The following is a 20708-nucleotide window of genomic DNA, read 5'->3' on the forward strand; positions in this document are numbered from 1 at the left end:
TATTGGAGAGGCGAGTACGCGCAATTGCGCGCGTGCTTTGCTAGAATCCGCCGCCAGCCCCGTATCAGTCGGGGCTCGTTGTTTCTGGAATGAAGTTCCGGAAAGAGTTTCTGGAGTAAAGAGAACGTGACAAAGAATATTCTGGTGTTGCCCGGCGACGGTATCGGCACGGAAATCATGGCTGAAGCCGTGAAAGTACTGAACTTTCTGAATGACAAATACAGCCTCGGGCTGGCATTGGAAGAAGCCCTCTTGGGTGGTGCTGCCATAGACGCCACCGGCAACGCGCTGCCGGACAATACCTTTGAGCTGGCCAAAGCCTCGGACGCCATTTTGCTTGGCGCGGTCGGTGGCCCCAAATGGGACAAATTGCCGCCGGCAGACCGCCCGGAAAAGGGCGGCTTGCTTCGCTTGCGCAGCGAACTGGAGCTGTTTGGCAATTTGCGTCCGGCTATTCTTTATCCGCAACTGGCGGGTGCGTCGAGCCTGAAGCCCGAAGTGGTTTCCGGGCTGGATATTCTGATCGTGCGCGAACTGACCGGCGGTATTTATTTTGGCGAGCCGCGCGGCATTCGCGAGTTGGAAAATGGCGAGCGTCAGGGCTACAACACCTACGTATATTCGGAGTCGGAAATCCGCCGTATCGCCAAGGTGGCCTTTGAAGCCGCCATGAAACGCGGCAAGCGACTGTGCTCGGTCGACAAGGCCAACGTGCTGGAAGTGACCATGCTGTGGCGTGAGGTGGTCGAGTCCATGGCCGCAGACTACCCGGAAGTGGAGTTGAGCCATATGTATGTCGACAACGCCGCGATGCAGCTGGTGCGTGCGCCGAAACAGTTTGATGTGATGGTGACCGGCAATATGTTTGGCGATATTCTTTCCGATGCCGCCGCCATGCTGACCGGCTCCATTGGCATGTTGCCCTCGGCTTCGCTGGATGTGAACAATCGCGGCATGTACGAGCCCTGTCATGGTTCAGCACCGGATATCGCCGGGCAGGACAAGGCCAACCCGCTGGCCACCATCATGTCGGTGGCGATGATGCTGCGCTACTCGCTGGGCCTCGAAGGCCCCGCTGACGATATCGATAAAGCGGTCAGCAGCGTATTGGATAAGGGAATAAGAACCGGTGATATCTACTCGGAAGGCTGCAAGCTGGTAGGTACAGCCGGAATGGGTGACGCGGTAGTCGCGGCCCTGCGGGCGCAATAAAGCGCCTGAACAACAACGTTTTGCAGTCAGAATTTGACAGCGAAGGATTAAGATTATGTTGAAGACAGGATTGGTTGGATGGCGCGGCATGGTCGGCTCGGTGCTGATGGGCCGCATGCGCGACGAGAATGATTTCGCCAACATTGAACCCACTTTTTACAGCACCTCCAATGCCGGCGGCGAAGCCCCGGATGTGGGCAAAGGCGCGGGCGTATTGCAGGACGCCGAAAACATCGACTCGCTGAAGGAAATGGATGTCATCATTTCCTGCCAGGGCGGCGACTACACCAAAGCCGTATTCCCGAAGCTGCGCGATGCGGGGTGGGACGGTTATTGGATTGACGCGGCTTCTGCCCTGCGGATGAGCGACGACGCCGTCATTATCCTCGACCCGGTTAACGGCGACGTGATCAACCAGGCGCTCGACAAAGGCGTCAAAAATTTCATTGGCGGTAACTGTACTGTCAGCCTGATGCTGATGGGCATTGGCGGTCTGCTCCGCGAAGGCCTGGTGGAGTGGGTGAGTGCCCAAACCTATCAGGCGGCCAGCGGTGCTGGCGCCCAGAATATGCGCGAGCTGATTGCCCAGATGGGTACCATAAACAGCAGCGTCAGCGAGCTGCTGGCTGACCCGCGCTCCAATATTCTGGATATCGACAGCGCGGTGGCCAAGGCCATGCGCAGCGGTGATTTCCCCACCGATAACTTTGGTCATCCGCTGGCGGGCAGCCTGTTGCCGTGGATCGATACCCAACTGGAAAACGGCCAGAGCCGCGAAGAGTGGAAGGCTCAGGCTGAAACCAACAAGATTCTCGGTCGCAGCGGCGCGCCCATTCCGGTTGACGGCACCTGTGTGCGCATTGGTGCCATGCGCTGTCACAGCCAGGCGCTGACCATCAAACTCAATAAGGATGTGGCAATCGGCGACGTTGAATCCATTATTGGCAGTGCCAATGACTGGGTGAAACTGGTGCCGAACGAGCGCGAAGTCACGTTGAAAGAGCTGACTCCAACTGCCGTGACCGGCTCTCTGCATATTCCGGTGGGCCGAGTGCGCAAGCTGAACATGGGGCCGCAATACCTGTCGGCCTTTACCGTTGGTGACCAGCTTCTGTGGGGCGCTGCAGAACCCCTGCGCCGCATGCTGCGCATAATTCAGGAGCGCTGATCAGTGAGACTGGGGCTTTGTGGTGTTGATGGTCCAATCGCAACAGGTTTGCGGGAGCAGTTGGCCGAGCTGGAACTCGGCCTCAGTTCGCTGAGCGTTTTTTCACTGGCACCGATAGAAGAGGGTGCCAGTGTTCGTTTTGAAGGCCGAACTGTACCGGTAATGGCGCTGAGTGACCTGGACTTTTCAGAGCTCGATCTGCTCGTCATGCTTGAACCTCACCCGGAGATGGCAGAGTTGGCAGACAATGCCAACGCCATGGGCTGTCACGTTATCGACGCCTCAATGGCGCCGGCCGGTGGTCGCTGGGTGGTGCCGGAGCTGATGCTTGATGAACGGGTAGACTATCCCGTTTACTGGGCTTTGCCGTACGCAGCACTCAGCGCATTGGCGCCCGTGCTCGAGGGCTTGCTGGCCGGGAATGAATTATTGACCGTTGACGCACTGATCTGTGAATCGGCCTCTGCCTATGGCGATAAAGGCACCCGCCAGCTGGCGGCGGAAACAGCGCGTTTGCTGAATGGTCAGGGCATTGAAGGCGACGGCCCCCAGCTGGCCTTTAATTTACTGCCGGATTCCCTGGAAAATGCCGAGGTTATGGAGCAGGGGCTGCAGGATCTACTCGGTGTGCGACTTTCGGCCTGCCGTCTTGATCGCGCGCAAATGCCTCTGTTTTATGGTCAGGCCACGCACCTGACCGCCACCCTTGCGCAGCCGCTTATGCTCGACAGCTGCATTGCCGCATGGCGCGAGAGCGGTATTCATGTCTTTGAAAGTAAAGAGGGTTTTTCCACGGTGGCGCTGGCGGAGGACGACCGGATTCATCTCGGTGGCCTGCAGCCGGGGCGATCGGATGATCATACCCTGAGAGCCTGGATTATCGCCGATAATATCCGAAAGGGTGCGGTTGTTAACATAACAAGATTGATTGAAATCTTGATAAAAAGTTCCATATAGCTAATATTTACGGCAAGGTGTGGAGAGTTTTTCTAGCTTCAGGCTAGGTTCTAGCTTCACAACACGTAACTGCCCCGTGAAAACGGAAAAATAGCAGGGCATTAGAGAATAACAGGAAGTCCTTATGTTGAAGAGATCGCTGGCTGGCGTAGCGCTGATTGTTGGCCTTGGAGCTACCTCACTGAGCCACGCGCTGAGTATGGGTGAGTTACGCCTGAATTCGGCACTCAATCAGCCCCTGGAAGCTCGCATTACGCTGCGTGACACCGGAAATCTGAGCAGTGACCAGATAACCGTCAAGCTGGCCTCAGCCGAGGACTTTGAGAAATCCGGGATCGACTTCAACTACCTGCTGTCCAAACTGCAGTTTGAAGTGAGCGTGGGTGACGACGGCAAGGGCGTGGTGGTGATCAAGTCCCGCGAGCCCATCGTTGAACCCTATCTCAACTTTTTGGTAGAGGCTCGCTGGCCCGCTGGCCGTATGCTGCGGGAGTACACTGTGCTGCTGGACCTGCCGGTCGTCAGTGATGCGCGCACTTCGGCGGTACAAACAGCTGCGGGCGGGGCTGTTAGTCAGGCAGCGCAGGCAACCCCGGCGACCCGCGAAGAAGTGGTGATGCTGGAAGAAACCCAGGGTCAGCAGGAAACACAAAGCGGACCGAAACCCCGAGAGGGTGAGGATCGCACCGCGCTGCCGCGCGCTGAGCGACCCACCGAGTATCGGGTACAGCACAATGACATGTTGTGGGACATTGCCACGACCTATAAACCCGAAGGCGTCAGCGTCCAGCAAACCATGCTGGCTTTGCTGCGCAAGAATCCCCGCGCCTTTATCGGTGACAATATCAACCGCCTGAAATCCGGCTACGTGCTGCGTCTGCCGACAGCCGAAGAGGCGCGCGAGCTGTCGCAGGATTCAGCGGTAAAGGAAATTCGCCGTCAGAACGCCGTTTGGCGAGGTGAAGCGCTCCCTTCTGACGGCGATCTGGATGCGGCGCCCCAACTTGATGCTACAGCGCGCGAAGACGCGGCTGTTGACGATGCAGCCAAACCCCGCACCGAAGCGCGACTGTCTATTGCAACGCCCGGTGAATCTGCCAGCGAAGGCAGCGACGGTGAAGTTCAACAGTTGCGCGACGAGCTTGCCGCCAATCAGGAAAATCTCGACAAGGTCGAGCGGGAAAATGCCGAGCTGAATTCCCGTCTGGGTGATCTGGAGCGCCAGCTGGCAACCCTGCAACGACTGCTAGAACTGAAAGACGACCAGTTGGCGACCCTGCAACAGCAGATGGGTGCCGAGCCCGAAACGGTTGAAGCTCCAGCTTCACCGGAAACAGCCGAATCAGCTTCCGATGCAGGTGATACTGCAACCGAGCAGGCAAAGCCTGAGCCTGCGCCCGCAGCTCCTCAGCCACAGCCTGAGGCCGAGCAAAGCCTGCTGGATAATCCGCTGCTTCGCTACGGTGCGCTGGGTATTTTGCTGCTGCTTTTGATTGTTGCCCTGCTGCGTCGATTCAGCCAAAAGAAAACGGAAGCTCCCTTTGATAGCCGCGACTCGCTTGACGAAGAGGATGACGGCATACCGCCCATGAGCGACGACTTTGATGCATCGGCGACCGGCAGTCATCAGGATATGGATGACGACGAAGACGATGCGGGCAATACCACGCTCATTATTGAGCCAAACCGCGAGGCCGATAGCGCGGAGGACACTTCTGATAGTTTTGACGATTTCGATGACTTGTTGAGTGATGACAGCGATGCCGGCCGTGATGAGGCAGATGCTGATACCGGCCAGACTGCAGCAGCGCCGTCACAGCAGGTTGAAGCGGAAACCGATGATGCGCTGGCTGAAGCTGAAATCTATGTGGCTTATGGTCGCTATGATCAGGCCGCGCAAATGCTCAACGCCGCTATAGCCAAAGAGCCGGAGCGCACTGATCTGCGCGTTAAGCTGCTCGGCGTGTTTCTGGAAACCCGGGATCAGACTAAGTTTATTGACGCTTTCCGCGAGCTGGAAGCGATGGGTGATCAGGAGGCAATTGCCGAGGTCAAGGAGTCCATGTCGGCGGTAGAAGGTGTCAGTGACTGGCTGCGTGACGAAGATGCGGCCCCGGTTGCCCATGCCGAGCCGGCTGGCGTCGATGATGACGATACCGACCTGGATTTTGATCTGGACGATGACGAGGAATTCGGTGAAACGCTGATTCGCGAGCCGGATGCTGCGCCTGAATCGACGACTCCCGACAAAGCTGAAGTCGATGATCTCGATCTGGGCTCTCTTGATCTGGATGATCTTGACGCCGATGAGGCGGACAGCGAGCTGTCGCTGGGTGATACCACTGAGAGAAAACCCGAAGCGAGCCTCGAAGAAGATGATCTGTCCTTCGATCTGGACCTGGATGACGATCTCGATCTTGGCGGGCTGGAAGATGACGACAGCAAGCCGTCGGAAGGCAGCGCAGGTAAAGATGTGGGTGGTGGCGAGCTGTCACTGGATGATCTCGACGAAGATTTCGATCTGGGTGAGCTTGATGACGAGCTCTCGCTGGAAGGCGACAGTGAGGGTCCGCTGACACCCGAGCTCGAGCCTGAGGACGATGAGCTTAGTCTGGACGAAGCGGACATCGCACCGGCACCTTCAGCCCCGGCAGAGCCTGCGCCCGAACCCGAACCCGCGCCGTCAGTAGAAAAGCCCGACGCGAAAGCCGAAGACAGCTTTGATGACCTGGAGCTCGACGACTTCAATTTCGATGAGGACAGCGCCGCCGCAGGCCTCGATGATCTCGAAAGCGACGATATGAGTGACGATCTTGGCTTGCTGGGCGACAGCGACGAGGTTGCCACCAAGTTGGACCTGGCGCGTGCCTATATCGATATGGGTGATGCCGATGGTGCCAGAGAGATGCTGCAGGAAGTGATGGAAGAGGGCAATGACGAGCAGAAACAGGACGCTAACGAACTCCTGTCCCGCCTGTAATGTAAGCCTGCCCGGGGGTGCCCACTGCGAGCGCTCCCGGACTCCTTCCCGATTCTTCGTGTGACCCCAAGTGATTGAACAATTCTCCCGAAGCCATGTATTCCCCGCTGGTGGGCGCGTGGCGATGGCCCTGTCCTACGACGGCACGTCCTACAATGGCTGGCAGCAGCAGCATTCACCGTCGATGCCCAGCGTGCAGGATGCGCTGGAACGCGCTTTGAGCAAGGTGGCGAACCAGTCGATTAAGGTCCAGTGCGCAGGGCGTACCGACAGCGGTGTTCATGCCGCCCATCAGGTCGTCCATTTTGACAGCCCGGTTCCGCGCCCGGAAGCAGCCTGGGTCATGGGCGTGAACTCCGCCTTGCCGGATGATATCGCTGTGCATTGGGCTCGTCCGGTCGATCAGCAGTTCAATGCCCGGTTCAGTGCTACGGCGAGGCGCTATCGCTACGTGTTTTTCAGTGCCCCGACGAGACCTGCGATTAATCGGCAGGCCGTTACCTGGATTCCTGAAGCGCTGGATGCCTCAGCGATGCAGGACGCCGCGCAGGCGCTGCTGGGTGAGCAGGATTTCAGTGCTTTCAGGGCGGCGGGTTGCCAGTCGCGCACGCCGATGCGCAACGTGCATCATGCGCAGGTTATTCAGCGCGGGGCCCTCACGGTATTGGATATTCAGGCCAATGCCTTTTTGCATCATATGGTGCGCAATATCGCCGGGTCGTTGCGCAAGGTCGGCAATGCTCAGGAATCTCCGCGCTGGATTGCTGATTTACTCGCCGGGCGGGACCGCTGCGCCGCGGCGGCCACGGCGGCACCGAATGGCCTCTATCTTGTCGACGTCATTTATCCAAGCCAATTTCAGCTGCCTCAGACTGGTTTGGGCCCTGATTTTCTCGCCCCCTGGCTGAAGGCTTGAGGCAGCATTCGGCGCCGCAGTCTGCTAGAATTCCCGCCCTTAAATCAGGTAAATGGTGGGATCCGAGTGGCGCGTATTCGCGTAAAGATCTGTGGCATAACGCGAGTCGAAGACGCTGTCGCTGCCGACCGCGCGGGCGCCGATGCGATTGGTTTGGTGTTTTATCCGCCCAGTTCCCGGAATATAAGTCAGGAGGTCGGCGCTGAGATTAGCGCCAGCCTTAGGGCTTTCACAACCTCGGTGGGTTTGTTTGTTAATCCGGAACCCGCAGAAGTGGAACGTGTGCTCAACAGGGTAAGACTCGATCGCCTGCAGTTTCACGGCGATGAGAGCGAGGCTTTCTGCCGACAGTTTGGTGTTCCCTATCTTAAAGCGCTGCGCACACGTCCGGGCGCTGATCTTGCTGCGATCGCTGCGAATTACCCGTCCGCAAGCGGGATCCTGCTGGACAGCTACAAGCCGGGGGTTGCCGGCGGGACAGGCGAAACCTTTGATTGGCAGCTGATACCGGAATCTCTGAGCAGCACTATCATTTTGGCCGGTGGATTGAATCCGGACAATGTGGCGCTAGCCATCGAGCAGGTTCGGCCCGCGGCAGTGGATGTCAGTGGCGGCGTGGAGTCGGCGCCGGGCATCAAGTCAGAAGACAAAATTCGAGCTTTTATAGAGGCAGTAAATCGTGGCTAAAGCGATAGATAAAGCGGTTGATTACGCAAGTTTTCCGGATAAGCGCGGGCACTTTGGCCCTTATGGTGGGCGCTTTGTATCAGAGACCCTTATGTGTGCGCTGGATGAGCTGGAAGCGGCCTATCAGCGTTTAAAAAACGACAAGGACTTTCAGGCTGAGTTTGACCAGGATCTGGCTCAGTACGTCGGCAGACCCTCTCCGCTTTACCTGGCCGAGCGTTGGAGCCGGGAAACCGGTGGCGCGCAGATTTACCTCAAGCGTGAAGACCTTAATCACACCGGCGCACACAAGGTTAATAACACCATCGGGCAGGCTCTACTGGCGAAGCACATGGGCAAGAAACGCATCATTGCCGAAACCGGTGCCGGTCAGCACGGTGTGGCTTCCGCCACCGTTGCCGCCCGACTGGGTATGAGCTGCCACGTGTTTATGGGCGAAGAAGACGTTCATCGTCAGGCCCTGAATGTTTACCGCATGAAACTGCTGGGTGCAGAGGTGATTCCGGTGAAATCCGGTTCGCGCACACTGAAAGATGCTATGAACGAAGCGATGCGCGACTGGGTTACCAATGTCGACGACACCTTTTACATCATAGGTACCGTGGCGGGTCCGCACCCCTATCCGCAGCTGGTGCGGGATTTTCAGTCCATTATCGGTCGGGAGGCACGCGCCCAGTGTCTGGAGCAAACCGGACGACTGCCGGATGCACTGGTGGCCTGCGTGGGCGGTGGCTCAAACGCCATTGGCCTTTTCCACCCCTTCCTCAACGACGAGTCCGTAGCGATGTATGGTGTCGAGGCCGGAGGCTATGGCGTAGAAACCGGACAGCATGCTGCACCGCTCAGTGCGGGTACGCCGGGCGTGCTGCACGGCAACCGAACCTATTTGATGCAGGACGATAACGGTCAGATTATTCACACCCACTCGGTGTCGGCGGGCTTGGACTATCCGGGGGTTGGCCCTGAGCATGCCTGGCTGAAAGATATCGGTCGCGCCGAGTACGTGAGTGTCAATGATGACGAGGCGCTGACCGCGTTTCGGGAATTGACTTTGGTGGAAGGTATTATGCCGGCACTGGAGTCCAGTCATGCGCTGGCCTACGGCAAGAAGCTTGCCCAGTCGCTGGACAAAGACAAGACCATCATCATTAATTTGTCCGGGCGCGGTGACAAGGATATTCACACCGTCGCGCAGATCGACGGTATCCAGCTCACCTGAGCCCGTTTAATTTTAAGGAAGTCACTTTGAGTCGTTTAACCGCGAAATTCGATGCCCTGCGCAGCGCTAAGCGCAAGGCGCTGGTTCCCTATATTGTCGCCGGCGATCCCGATATGGAACGCACCCTGCCGTTGATGCACAAGCTCGTGGAGCAGGGCGCAGACATTCTGGAACTGGGCGTACCTTTTTCCGACCCGATGGCCGAAGGCCCGACCATCCAGTTGGCCCACGAGCGGGCGCTGGTTCACGCAGTCAGCCTCAGTGGAATACTGGAGCTGGTCACCGAGTATCGCAGGCAGGATCAGGATACGCCCATTGTGCTGATGGGCTACGCCAATCCGGTCGAGCGTATGGGCTACGACTGCTTTGCCGAGCGTGCCGGTCGCGCCGGTGTCGATGGTGTTCTAATTGTCGATATGCCCCCGGAAGAGGCGGAGCCGCTGAATGAAGCACTGGCTCGGCACGAACTGGACAATATCTTTCTGTTGGCGCCAACCACCACGGATGAGCGTATTGCCAAAGTCGCCGGTCTGGCCGGGGGCTATATCTACTGTGTTTCGCTGAAGGGTGTAACCGGTGCCGGCAATATCGACGTTGATCAGGTGCAGAAGCTGATGCAGCGTATCCAGGCCCATACCAATCTGCCCGTCACCGTTGGTTTTGGTATTAAAAACGCAGAAACGGCTACCCGCGTCGCGGTTTGCTGTGATGGAGTCGTAGTAGGCAGTGCTCTGGTCGACGCGGTGGCCAGAGCCGAGAAAAACGGCACGGATGTGTTGGAGGCGACAACATTAATTCGCGATATCCGTCATGCACTTGATGCCATAAGTCGTTAGAATACCTAGTAATTTGATATTGCTATTTTGACTTAACAACAGGAAGCGTCATGAGCTGGGTCGATAAAATTGTTCCCTCCATAGTCCGGCGGGAAAACCCGATAGATCGCCGCGACGAAAATGGTCGCGGCAGCGCCATACCGGAAGGTCTCTGGAAGAAATGCGTCAAGTGCGACGCCGTGCTGTACCGGCCCGAGCTGGAAGCCAATCTGGATATCTGCCCCAAGTGTGATCACCATCATCGCATCGGTGCCCGCCGGCGACTGGATATTTTCCTGGACGAAGAAGGTCGCGAAGAAATCCTCACCCATATCGAGCCGATAGATCGGCTCAAGTTCAAAGACAAACGCAAATACAAGGATCGTCTCACAGCGGCGCAGAAATCCACCGGCGAAAAAGATGCGCTGGTCGCTTTCAAGGGCAGCCTGAAAGAGTTGCCTGTGGTTGCCGTTGCCTTTGAATTTAATTTCCACGGCGGCTCCATGGGTTACGCTGTTGGTGAAAAATTCACACAGGCCGCCAATGTGGCACTGGAAGAGCGGGTACCGCTGGTGTGTTTCTCTGCCTCCGGTGGCGCGCGTATGCAGGAAGCGCTGATATCGCTGATGCAGATGGCGAAAACCAGCGCCGTACTGGAGCGCATGAAGCAAGAAGGCATTCCCTATATTTCCTTTATGACCGACCCGATTTACGGTGGCGTCTCGGCTTCGCTGGCGCTGCTCGGAGATATCAACATTGCCGAGCCGGGCGCACGTGCCGGTTTTGCAGGCCCTAATATTATTGAGCAGACCATTCGCCAGAAATTACCGCCGGGTTTTCAGCGCAGCGAATTTCTACTGGAGCACGGTGCCATTGATATGATCGTGCACCGCAGGGATATTCGAGACACCCTTAGTCGCCTGCTCGGTAATATGACTTTCTATTCGCAGGAATGACCGCGCTTTCTGACTGGCTGCAACGGCTGGAAACTCTGCACCCGGCGCCGATGGCGCTGGGTCTGGATCGACTCTCTCCCGTCTTTCAAAAGCTCAATCCCGACCTGTCTGCCGCGAAGGTCATTACCGTCGCTGGCACCAACGGCAAGGGTTCTGTCGTGGAGCTGTTGCAGAACCTGCTGCTCAGCGCCGGGCACCGGGTTGGGCTATACACATCGCCTCATCTGCTGCGTTATAACGAGCGGGTGCGCGTCAATGGTGTCGAGCTTGATGATGAAACAATCATCGCCGGCTTCGAAGCGGTGGAGCGCTGCCGCAATGATATTTCGCTAACGTATTTTGAATTTTCGACTCTCGCTGCCCTGCACAATTTTGCTCAGGCAAAACTCGATTACATGATTCTCGAAGTAGGGCTGGGTGGGCGTCTCGATGCGGTCAATATTGTTGACCCGGATCTGTGTGTACTGACCTCGGTTGCCCTCGATCACGAAGCCTGGCTGGGCAATGACCGCGAGCAGATCGGTGCGGAGAAGGCAGGTATTTTCCGGCCCGGTGTACCGGTTGTCTGCGGTGATGCTGAGCCGCCCGAGTCGGTACTGAGCCGGGTTAAGGAGCTCGGCTGCCCGTACTTCCATTGCGGCGAAGATTTTGTGTTGCAGCAATCGGACAACGGTGGCGCACTGTGGTGGGGGCGCTCGCGGGGCGGCTCCCGTCGCGAGGTGCATTACAAAGGGCAGCTACACCTGTTGTCGGTGAATATTGCCTGTGCCCTGCAGGCCTACTGGCTGCTCAAAGATGACGCGCCCCCGGATTGGTCGGCCTTGAGCTCCACTGTGCCGGGGCGTCAGGAACACCTGAATTTTGAAGGTATCGATATTATTCTTGATGTCGCTCACAACCCGGCGGCGAGCGCGGCTTTGGCGTGGCACCTGCAGCAGTTGCCGCCGGTTGAGCGCTGTTGTGCCCTGTTTGCAGTGATGGCGGACAAGGAAATCGACGGGATGGTGGCGGCGCTCAAGGATTCCTTTCACGCCTGGTTTCTCGGCGATTTGACGGGCAATCCTCGCGCAAAGCCCGCCCGCGACCTGGCACCATTGCTACACGCTCAGGGGATCTCTATGATCAGTGTCAGCAAAAACATGCGCCAGACCTTTGCTCGGGCGATGTCCTTGCTGGAGCCGGGCCATCGCCTGGTGGTGTTCGGCTCGGTTTTTACAGTGGCGGCTATTAAAACTATTCTTGAGCAGAAACTGTCTCGACAGGATCTGGAAGGGGAAATCTGAATGAAACAGCGACTGGTAGGCGCGCTGGTACTGGTTAGTGGCGGTATCGTGCTGTGGTCAGTCCTTTTTACTGGCCCCGCTGCCTACAAAGTGGATCGCAGCACACAGATACCGCCGGCGCCCAAAGTCGTCGAACCGGAACCGGCAGCGCCGAAACGCCCTATGCAGGTGGCTGAAGTTGAGCCGGAACAGCCCATGCCGGAGCCACCGGTACCCGCGATTCCCGCGACTGGCGACAGTGCGGAAGCCGAGGCAGCGCCTGAATCCAATAGCAAGTCCGAGACGGCAAGCCGGCCCGAGCCCAAGGCGCCGATTGTTGATGACAGTACCGGCGTGGCCAATGCCTGGATTGTGCAGGTGGCCAGTTTCAGCAACGAGGGCAATGCCAACAAGCTCAAGGAACGGCTGCAGGCAAAAGGCTACAAAGCCTATGTGAAAGCGGCGCCCACAAGCAGTGGCAAAGTTTTGCAGCGGGTATTTGTCGGGCCGGAATTGAAAAAAGCCGTGGCCGAGCAGCACAAGGCAGAGATTGAAGCGGCGTTCAAACTCAAAGCTTTATTGCATGAGTTCAAACCCTGACTGGGCGTACAGCCGATACCTTGGTAGAATTCCCGCTTCTCGACGGGGCGGGACTGTTTAGTGCTTTCTGATTTTCTATGGGTGGACTGGGCAATACTGGGTATATTGTCGGTTTCAGCCATCATCAGCCTGATTCGCGGCTTTGTTAAAGAGGCCCTGTCTCTGGCCTTTTGGGCGGTCGCCTTTGTCGTTTCCATGACGTTTCATTCGCAGATGATGCAACTTCTCGAAGGAGCCATTGAGCGCGTGTATCTGCGTGAACTGGTTGCCTACATCAGCCTCTTTGCAGGCACCCTGCTGGTGGGGGCGATGACCACCTACCTGTTAAGCGAATTTGTTAAAAAAACCGGTCTCGGCGGCACCGATCGTCTGCTCGGCATGATTTTCGGTGCTGCCCGTGGCGTCATTGTGGTGGTGGCGTTGCTGGTCATTGCACCCAAGCTACTGACCGACATTGATCAGGACGCATGGTGGCAGGAATCACAGCTGATTCCCCATTTCATGCTGCTGAAGGACTGGTCCGAACAAAGTTTCAGTGAAGTAAGCGCCTGGATTTCCAGCCTTGTGGCTGAGCACCGGGCATAAGCGAGGTATAGCCATGTGTGGCATTGTCGGCATCGTTGCCAAGTCTCCCGTCAATCAGGATATCTATGATGCCCTGACCGTTCTTCAACATCGGGGGCAGGATGCCGCTGGCATCGTGACTTGCCACCAGGGCAAGTTGAATCAGCGCAAGGCCAATGGCCTGGTGCGCGATGTGTTTCGCGCCAGCCATATGGCCCAGCTGCAGGGCAACTTTGGAATAGGTCACGTCCGCTATCCCACGGCGGGTAGCTCCAGTCCTGCGCTGGCCCAGCCCTTTTATGTCAATTCACCCTACGGCATTTCGCTGGCGCACAATGGCAACTTGACCAACTCCGACCAGCTGTCTATGGAGTTGTATCAATCGGATCTTCGTCATCTGAATACCGAATCAGACTCGGAGGTTTTACTTAATATCTTCGCCCATGAACTGCAAAAGCTCGGCAAACTGATACCGTCGGCCGAGGATATTTTTCAGGCGGTCAGCGGTGTTCACGAGCGCTGTCGAGGTGGTTATGCCGCCGTGGCCATGCTGGCCGGTTACGGCATTATCGGTTTTCGCGACCCGAACGGGATTCGCCCGATTGTTTACGGACGGCGGGAAACCGAGCAGGGGCCCGAGTACATGATTGCCTCCGAAAGTGTGGCTCTCGATACCCTGGGCTTTAAAGTGGTGCGGGATCTGGCGCCGGGTGAAGCGGTCTTTATTGATGTGGATGGCAATATTGAGCTGCGCCAGTGCGCCAGTGAAATCAACCTAAAGCCCTGCATTTTTGAACATGTGTATTTTGCGCGGCCGGACTCCATCATGGATGGCGTATCGGTATACAAAGCGCGACTGCGACAGGGCGAGCGACTGGCGGAAAAAATTCTGCGCCTGCGCCCCGATCACGACATCGACGTAGTTATCCCCATCCCTGATTCCAGTCGCATTGCCGGCCAGTCGCTGGCAGCCAAGCTCGGTGTCAAATTCCGAGAAGGTCTGGTTAAAAACCGCTACATAGGTCGGACTTTTATTATGCCCGGTCAAAGTGTGCGCAAAAAATCCGTAAAACAGAAGCTGAATGCCATCGGTCTGGAATTCAAGGGTAAAAACGTGATGCTGGTGGACGACTCCATCGTGCGCGGCACCACCTGCGAACAGATCATCGAAATGGCGCGGGAGGCCGGTGCGGCCAAGGTTTATTTTGCCTCTGCAGCGCCGCCCGTGCGTTACCCGAATGTTTATGGCATTGATATGCCTTCCGCCAACGAGCTTATTGCACACGATCGCACCGAAGAGGAAGTAGCTGAACTGATTGGCGCCGACTGGCTGGTATATCAGGACCTTAAGGACCTGATTACAAGTTCCGCCGAGGGCAACAAGGCCATCAAGGGTTTTGACTGTTCAGTGTTTACCGGCGAATACGCTACCATGGATGTAGATCAGGACTATCTGGAGCGTCTCGCTCAGGATCGCAGCGATGCGGTAAAGCAGCAGCGTGACCAATTGCTGAGCAGCGATGGCGCGTTGATTGGCCTTCACAACGATATGTCTTGAACAGGCTATAAGGGATGCGGGGTCAACTTTGACAGACATCGATCAGGAACGACGGGACGTACTGGCCCAGGCAGAGCTGGATACGCGCGCAGTCCGTGCGGGGCAGGTGCGGACACACGAAGGAGAGCATGCCGAGCCGATTTTCGCGACCTCGAGCTATGTCTTTGCCAATGCTGCCGAAGCGGCGGCACGCTTCTCCGGCGACCAGCCCGGCAATGTTTATTCGCGCTATACCAACCCGACGGTTCGAACCTTCGAAGAGCGCATCGCCGCCCTTGAAGGGGCGGAGCAGGGCGTTGCCACATCGTCCGGCATGGCGGCGATTCTGACCACCTGCATGGCGCTGTTGAAAGCGGGTGATCACCTGATTTGCTCGCGCTCGGTATTTGGTACCACGACGGTTATGCTGACCAAGTATCTCGCCAAATTTGGTGTTGAAACCAGTTTTGTTTCACCGACTCGCCTCGAAGAGTGGCAGGCAGCCGTGCGACCGAACACCCAGATGCTGTTTCTGGAAACGCCGTCAAACCCTCTGGCAGAGATTGCTGACATTGCAGCCATCGCCGAGGTTGCACATAGTTGCGACAGCCTGTTGGTGGTAGATAACTGTTTCTGTACGCCGGCCCTGCAACAGCCACTGGCCCTGGGCGCGGATATCGTTGTTCATTCAGCCACCAAGTATCTGGACGGTCAGGGGCGTTGTGTCGGCGGTGCCGTGGTTGGTCGAGCCGAACAGATGAGTGAAGTGCTCGGTTTCGTGCGCTCGGCCGGCCCAACCATGAGTGCCTTCAACGCCTGGGTTTTTCTGAAAGGGCTTGAGACCCTGCGCCTGCGTATGGAAGCTCACTCTGCCAGTGCGCTGACGCTGGCCAAGTGGCTGAGGGAACAGGCGGGTGTGGAGCAGGTGTTCTACGCCGGCTTGCCGGATCACCCCGGCCACGCTCTCGCGGTAAAACAGCAGCGTGCTTTCGGCGGAGTGCTATCGTTTAGAGTTAAAGGCGACCGCGATGCTGCCTGGCGCTTTATCGACGCTACTCGCCTGATGTCCATTACCGCTAATCTGGGCGATGCCAAAACCACCATCGTCCACCCGGCGACAACAACCCACGGTCGTTTGAGCGAGGAAGACCGCAAGGCGGCCGGCATAACGGACAACCTGATTCGCGTTGCCGTCGGGCTGGAAGCGGTTGACGATCTGAAAGCCGATTTAAGCCGTGGCCTCGCTGCGGTGTGAGGCTTGCCGGCAAGCCTCTACCTCTGAGCCATTTTGAAGTAGGCGACTGAAAAGATGACAATAGATGCGTTGATCCAGCAGGTTGGTAAAATCCTCCTCGGCAAAGAACAGCAAATCCGCCTGGCCATTTGCTGCCTGCTGGCGCGGGGCCACTTATTAATTGAAGATCTGCCGGGGGTTGGGAAAACTACCCTGGCCCAAGCGCTCATGCGTGTTACCGGACTGGAATACCAGCGCATTCAGTTCACCAGCGACCTGCTGCCGGCTGATGTGCTGGGCGTTTCTATTTTTGATCGCAGGGAAGGTGGTTTTCAGTTTCACGATGGCCCTATCTTTACCCAGTTACTGCTGGTCGATGAAATCAATCGCGCCAGCCCGAAAACGCAGAGCGCCCTGTTGGAAGCGATGGCGGAAAACCAGGTAACGGTTGAAGGTAGAACGCGCCCACTGCCGGAACCATTTTTTGTTATCGCTACTCAGAACCCCTTGTTTCAATCCGGCACTTTTCCATTGCCGGAATCCCAGCTGGACCGCTTTCTGATGCGTATTTCGCTGGGTTACCCTGACCCGCAATCCGAACGTCAACTGTTGACGGGAACCGATCCCCGACAGCTGCTGCAATCGTTGGAGTCAGTGATAACGCCGGACGGACTGGCGGCGCTGCAGGCGCAGGTGGATACCGTGGTTGCCCGGGACAGTGTGCTCGATTACCTGCAGCGCCTGATTGCCTTTACCCGCACCGATCCCCATTTCGCCTATGGGCTTTCGACGCGCGGCGCGCTCGCTTTATTACATTGCGCCAAGGCTTGGGCACTGATCCACAATCGGGACTACGTTGTCCCCGAAGACGTGCAGATGGTGCTTGAGCCGGTGGCCGGACACCGCTTGCGGGAATCCCAGAGCGGAGGCGATGCTCGCTCCCTGATCGATCACCTGCTGGAAGACGTTCCGGTCGTGGTGTGACGATGCTCGGTCAGCGACTGCGTGATCGTTGGGAGCGCTGGTTAAGCCAGCGGATTAAACCAGTCAATCAAGTCATCCTGCAGCAAAATCGTATCTTTATTTTCCTCTCCCGTACGGGCCTCGGTTTTTTGCTGCTGCTGGTGGTGTTGCTGGTGATGGCTATCAACTTCCAGAACAACCTTATTTTTGGCTTTACCTTCTGGTTGTTCAGCTTGTTGCTGGTGGTAATCTTTCATACCTACGCGAACTTTTCCGGACTGGAAATTCAAGCGGGAAATACGCAGGCGGTGTTTGCCGGTGAGATTGCAGAGTGCTCATTGTTTATGCGCGCGCATCAGCGTGAGCGCGTGGCAATCAAAATCGGTTGGCCTGATACAGGGCTGCAGACGGTCTGGCTGGATCGCGGTGAAGAAAAAACGCTAAGCCTGCGTCATGTGGCTGAGCAGCGCGGTTATTATCGCCCCCCCCGATTGCGTCTTGAATCCCATTACCCACTGGCCTTGTTGCGTACCTGGAGCTGGGTTCAGCTCGACTGGCGAGTGCTGGTGTATCCAGCGCCCGTATGGCCGGGAGAGATCCCCCAGACCAGCGGCGAACATGAAGGTGCTTCAGTATCCTCAGAACCTTGGGGCGACGACTTTGCGGGGTTTCACCTGTACCAGCCCGGGGAGTCTCTGAGGCGTGCTTACTGGCGAGCTTATGCCAAAGGTTTGCCCTTGCTGATCATGGAGCACGCCCAGTCGGTGGAGAGCGACGTCTGGCTTGACTGGGATGCGCTGGCCCACCTCGGTCCGGAGGCGCGTTTAAGCGGTCTGTGTGCCTGGGTGCTGCATTGCGAAGAGCAGGCGCTGCCTTACGGCCTCAAACTACCGGGAACCCTGCTGGCGCCAGCAAGAGGCGAGCAGCATCGGGCCGCTTGCCTTAAGGCACTGGCGCTTTTCAACACGGGGACAGCGGAGCATGGCTGAGGTAAGGGTAACTCGTCATGCGCTGTTCTGGCTATTTGCAGCCCAGCTTGCGGTCATCGCGCCGCACCTTCCCATTCTGCCCCTCTGGACCGCGCTGGTTTGGGCGCTGGTGGCGCTGTGGTACTGGAAAATCTATCGCGGCGACTGGCATTTCCCCGGGCGCGCCGTTACCTGGTCCCTGTCTCTGGTCGCCGTTGTCGGTGTAGCGCTTGAATATCGGACCGCTCTGGAGCTTGAGCCCCAGGTGGCACTGTTGGTTACCGCTTTTATTCTCAAGCTGCTGGAACTGAAAAACCTCCGCGATCACTGGTTGTTGTTGATGCTGGCCTATTTTCTGGTGGCCTGCAGTTTTGTTTTCAGCACATCAATTGGCACAGTGCTTATTGCCCTGGGGCAACTGGTCATCCTGCTGCTGGCCCAGCAGTCGCTGTTTAGACCGCAGCTGGCTGTCCGCCCGATGTTGCGTCAGACCTTCAAGGTGTTTGCTCAGTCGATTCCCCTGATGCTGGTGCTGTTTGTGGTATTCCCGCGCTTCGGCCCGCTGTGGTCGGTGCCGCTGCCGGGGGACTCCGCGAAGACCGGGATGAGCGAGACTATGGCTCCGGGTGACGTGTCGCGCCTGAGCCGCTCATCCGAACTGGCGTTTCGGGCCAGTTTTTCCGGCGAAGTACCGCCGCAGCCCAGTCTGTATTGGCGCGGGCTGGTGTTGGAAGTCTTTGACGGGAGAACCTGGCTGCGTGATAAAGGCTTTATACGGCAGCCTCTGACAGCTGAGTTGGATAGGGCTGGGTTAGAACCTTTGCGCTACGAGGTAATTCTTGAGCACGGCGTACACGATTGGTTACTCGCCATCGCTCCCGCGACTATTGATGGGCGGGGCGCTTATCAGGATATTAACTACCAGTGGTTGACCCGCACTGCCTTATCGGGCCGTGTCCGCTACGAGGCGGTTTCCTATCCCGGCGCGCCGCTGACTCAGGGCAGCGCCTATACTCTCGCGAAAAATCTGCGTTTGCCCGACGACTTTAACCCGCAAATGCGAGCGCTTGCAGCAAGCTGGCGCGAATTGGACCCGGCTGAGCGGGTGGCGGAGGCCAAAGCCTTCTTCCTCAGTCAGCCCTTTGTCTACACGCTGGAACCACCCAAGCTCGGCACCCACAGCATCGACGATTTCCTGTTTGGCAGCCGTCGGGGCTTTTGCGAACACTACGCTTCAAGCTTTGTGGGCTTGATGCGGGCGGCCGGGGTTCCGGCGCGGGTAGTGGTGGGTTATCAGGGCGGTGAGCGCAACGAGGCGGGCAACTACCTGCTGGTGCATCAATCGGATGCCCATGCCTGGGGCGAGGTCTGGCTGGAAGGGCAGGGCTGGGTGCGGGTTGACCCGACTGGCTGGGTGGCGCCGGACCGGATCGAACTGGGGGCCGATATTGCCCTGGCCGGGGAGTCGGCTTTTCTGTCTGATGACATCGTTTCGCTGCGCCGCTTTAGCGGTTTCAGCGCCATTGCCCGACTGCGCTTGCTGCTGGATCGGGTCGAATACCAGTGGGTTCGCTGGATCGTCAATTTCGACAGTGACCGGCAGTGGGATATTCTCAGCCGCCTGTTCGAAAACCCTGACAATCGCACGCTGGCTTTGGCGGTGCTGGTGGCGCTGGCAGTACCCTTGCTGATATCAGCCCTACTGACCCTGTCCTGGCAGAAGGCGCGAAAACAGTTGCCCGAGGTGAAACTCTACCAGCGCTGTTGTGGCTTGCTGGAACGCCGCGGCTTGCGCCGGGGGGCAGGGGAGGCGCCGGGAGATTACGCCCGGCGCGTAGCCCGGGAAGCGCCGGAACTGGCGCCGTGGTTTGATCAGGTAACCGCGGCTTTCAGCCGGGCGAGCTACCAGCTGGGAGGTTCGTCGGCCTATACCCAGGCGATTGCGGAATTGAAACGGCTGGAAGGGGAAGGCCCTACTAGGCGTCGCTGGGCACGCCGTAAGCCCGCATAAATATCTCCAGGCAGCTCTCCAGATAGGCAGGTAGTGCAAGACGCTCCTCCTCAACCGGCAGACCCAATACCCCGCGCATATGGACGCTGGACTTGCTCAACTGCAACAGCTGGGTGGCGGCAAAGTCGGTGTTGTCGATAGTGAGCCGGCCCCGCTCTACCTGTTTGTCCAGATAGTTCACCAGTAGATTGTGGATTGGCGCCGGGCCGGCTTCCCAGAACAAGCCGGCCGCCTTGCTGTCAGCAATACACAGCCGGTGCATGCCGATACCCGCCTCGGAGGTGACCAGGGCGTTGAAGTGGAGGATAAAGTCCCGCAGAAACTCGCGCACCGGGCGCTCAAAATCTGCTTCCTGGATGGCAACCTCGTAATCGGCGCATTTTTTGTTGATAGCGGCTGACAGCAGGGCTTCCTTGCTGCCGTAATGGCTGTATACGGTCTGTTTGGATACACCGGCCTCGCTGGCAATCTGGGCCATACTCACCGCGCTGAAGCCCTCGCTTAGAAAAAGCGAGCCGGCGGCTTCAAGTATTTGATTTCCCTTGTCTTCATCTTTCCGGCTGGCGCTGGGGCGCGCTGCCAGTGCGGTTGTGTCTGCCATGCAGAAGCCTTGTGCGCGAATCGGGTCGAAAGAAACTCTATTAGAACTAGACTAGACT

At 57.6% G+C, this 20708-nt stretch carries 18 protein-coding genes; 17 read left to right on the plus strand and 1 reads right to left on the minus strand.

The features are described 5' to 3' along the window. Window positions 1-126: 126 nt before the first annotated feature. The 17 genes from leuB (at window position 127) to ABY734_RS09005 (ending at window position 20049) form a co-directional block, all read left to right on the plus strand. On the plus strand, window positions 127-1212 hold the full coding sequence (leuB, locus tag ABY734_RS08925) for a 3-isopropylmalate dehydrogenase (protein WP_372778641.1): 1086 nt from the start codon (window positions 127-129) through the stop codon (window positions 1210-1212). Window positions 1213-1267: 55 nt separating this feature from the next. Beyond that, the gene (gene asd, locus ABY734_RS08930) at window positions 1268-2380 is read left to right on the plus strand and encodes an aspartate-semialdehyde dehydrogenase (RefSeq protein WP_372778642.1); all 1113 of its coding nucleotides are present in this window, start codon (window positions 1268-1270) and stop codon (window positions 2378-2380) included. A 3-nt stretch (window positions 2381-2383) separates the two neighbouring features. Continuing rightward, window positions 2384-3337, plus strand: a complete 954-nt coding sequence (locus ABY734_RS08935; protein ID WP_372778643.1) for an Asd/ArgC dimerization domain-containing protein — start codon at window positions 2384-2386, stop codon at window positions 3335-3337. Window positions 3338-3461: 124 nt separating this feature from the next. Next, complete coding sequence (locus tag ABY734_RS08940) at window positions 3462-6317, plus strand: FimV/HubP family polar landmark protein (RefSeq protein WP_372778644.1); 2856 nt, start codon at window positions 3462-3464, stop codon at window positions 6315-6317. Between the two features lie 124 nt (window positions 6318-6441). Beyond that, window positions 6442-7233 carry a tRNA pseudouridine(38-40) synthase TruA gene (gene truA, locus ABY734_RS08945; protein ID WP_372778691.1) on the plus strand — a complete coding sequence of 264 codons (792 nt, stop codon included), beginning with the start codon at window positions 6442-6444 and terminating at the stop codon, window positions 7231-7233. A gap of 66 nt (window positions 7234-7299) precedes the next feature. Beyond that, a complete protein-coding gene (locus ABY734_RS08950) occupies window positions 7300-7920 on the plus strand; it encodes a phosphoribosylanthranilate isomerase (RefSeq protein WP_372778645.1) in 621 nt (206 codons plus the stop codon). Continuing rightward, a complete protein-coding gene (gene trpB, locus ABY734_RS08955; RefSeq protein WP_372778646.1) occupies window positions 7913-9139 on the plus strand; it encodes a tryptophan synthase subunit beta in 1227 nt (408 codons plus the stop codon). Before ABY734_RS08950 ends, trpB begins: the two co-directional genes overlap by 8 nt. A gap of 26 nt (window positions 9140-9165) precedes the next feature. Beyond that, window positions 9166-9975, plus strand: a complete 810-nt coding sequence (gene trpA, locus ABY734_RS08960; protein ID WP_372778647.1) for a tryptophan synthase subunit alpha — start codon at window positions 9166-9168, stop codon at window positions 9973-9975. Window positions 9976-10025: 50 nt separating this feature from the next. Then, on the plus strand, window positions 10026-10910 hold the full coding sequence (accD, locus tag ABY734_RS08965; RefSeq protein ID WP_372778648.1) for an acetyl-CoA carboxylase, carboxyltransferase subunit beta: 885 nt from the start codon (window positions 10026-10028) through the stop codon (window positions 10908-10910). Continuing rightward, on the plus strand, window positions 10907-12193 hold the full coding sequence (locus ABY734_RS08970; protein WP_372778650.1) for a folylpolyglutamate synthase/dihydrofolate synthase family protein: 1287 nt from the start codon (window positions 10907-10909) through the stop codon (window positions 12191-12193). Before accD ends, ABY734_RS08970 begins: the two co-directional genes overlap by 4 nt. Beyond that, window positions 12194-12772 (plus strand): SPOR domain-containing protein, encoded by a 579-nt coding sequence (locus ABY734_RS08975; protein WP_372778651.1) that lies wholly within the window; start codon window positions 12194-12196, stop codon window positions 12770-12772. A 60-nt stretch (window positions 12773-12832) separates the two neighbouring features. Next, complete coding sequence (locus tag ABY734_RS08980; RefSeq protein ID WP_372778652.1) at window positions 12833-13357, plus strand: CvpA family protein; 525 nt, start codon at window positions 12833-12835, stop codon at window positions 13355-13357. A 13-nt stretch (window positions 13358-13370) separates the two neighbouring features. Further along, window positions 13371-14894, plus strand: a complete 1524-nt coding sequence (purF, locus tag ABY734_RS08985) for an amidophosphoribosyltransferase (protein WP_372778653.1) — start codon at window positions 13371-13373, stop codon at window positions 14892-14894. 37 nt (window positions 14895-14931) lie between these two features. Next, a complete protein-coding gene (locus ABY734_RS08990; RefSeq protein ID WP_372778692.1) occupies window positions 14932-16128 on the plus strand; it encodes an O-succinylhomoserine sulfhydrylase in 1197 nt (398 codons plus the stop codon). A gap of 54 nt (window positions 16129-16182) precedes the next feature. Further along, window positions 16183-17091 (plus strand): AAA family ATPase, encoded by a 909-nt coding sequence (locus ABY734_RS08995; RefSeq protein ID WP_372778654.1) that lies wholly within the window; start codon window positions 16183-16185, stop codon window positions 17089-17091. A gap of 2 nt (window positions 17092-17093) precedes the next feature. Further along, window positions 17094-18059, plus strand: a complete 966-nt coding sequence (locus tag ABY734_RS09000) for a DUF58 domain-containing protein (RefSeq protein WP_372778655.1) — start codon at window positions 17094-17096, stop codon at window positions 18057-18059. Further along, the gene (locus ABY734_RS09005; protein WP_372778656.1) at window positions 18052-20049 is read left to right on the plus strand and encodes a DUF3488 and DUF4129 domain-containing transglutaminase family protein; all 1998 of its coding nucleotides are present in this window, start codon (window positions 18052-18054) and stop codon (window positions 20047-20049) included. Before ABY734_RS09000 ends, ABY734_RS09005 begins: the two co-directional genes overlap by 8 nt. Here ABY734_RS09005 and ABY734_RS09010 read toward each other — a convergent pair. Continuing rightward, window positions 20015-20650: a TetR/AcrR family transcriptional regulator gene (locus ABY734_RS09010; protein WP_372778657.1), complete on the minus strand. Its 636-nt coding sequence runs from the start codon at window positions 20648-20650 to the stop codon at window positions 20015-20017. The two genes, ABY734_RS09005 and ABY734_RS09010, sit on opposite strands and share 35 nt — an antisense overlap. Window positions 20651-20708: the final 58 nt, after the last annotated feature.

This window comes from Litorivivens sp. (assembly GCF_041624475.1).
Taxonomy (GTDB): domain Bacteria; phylum Pseudomonadota; class Gammaproteobacteria; order Pseudomonadales; family Spongiibacteraceae; genus Litorivivens.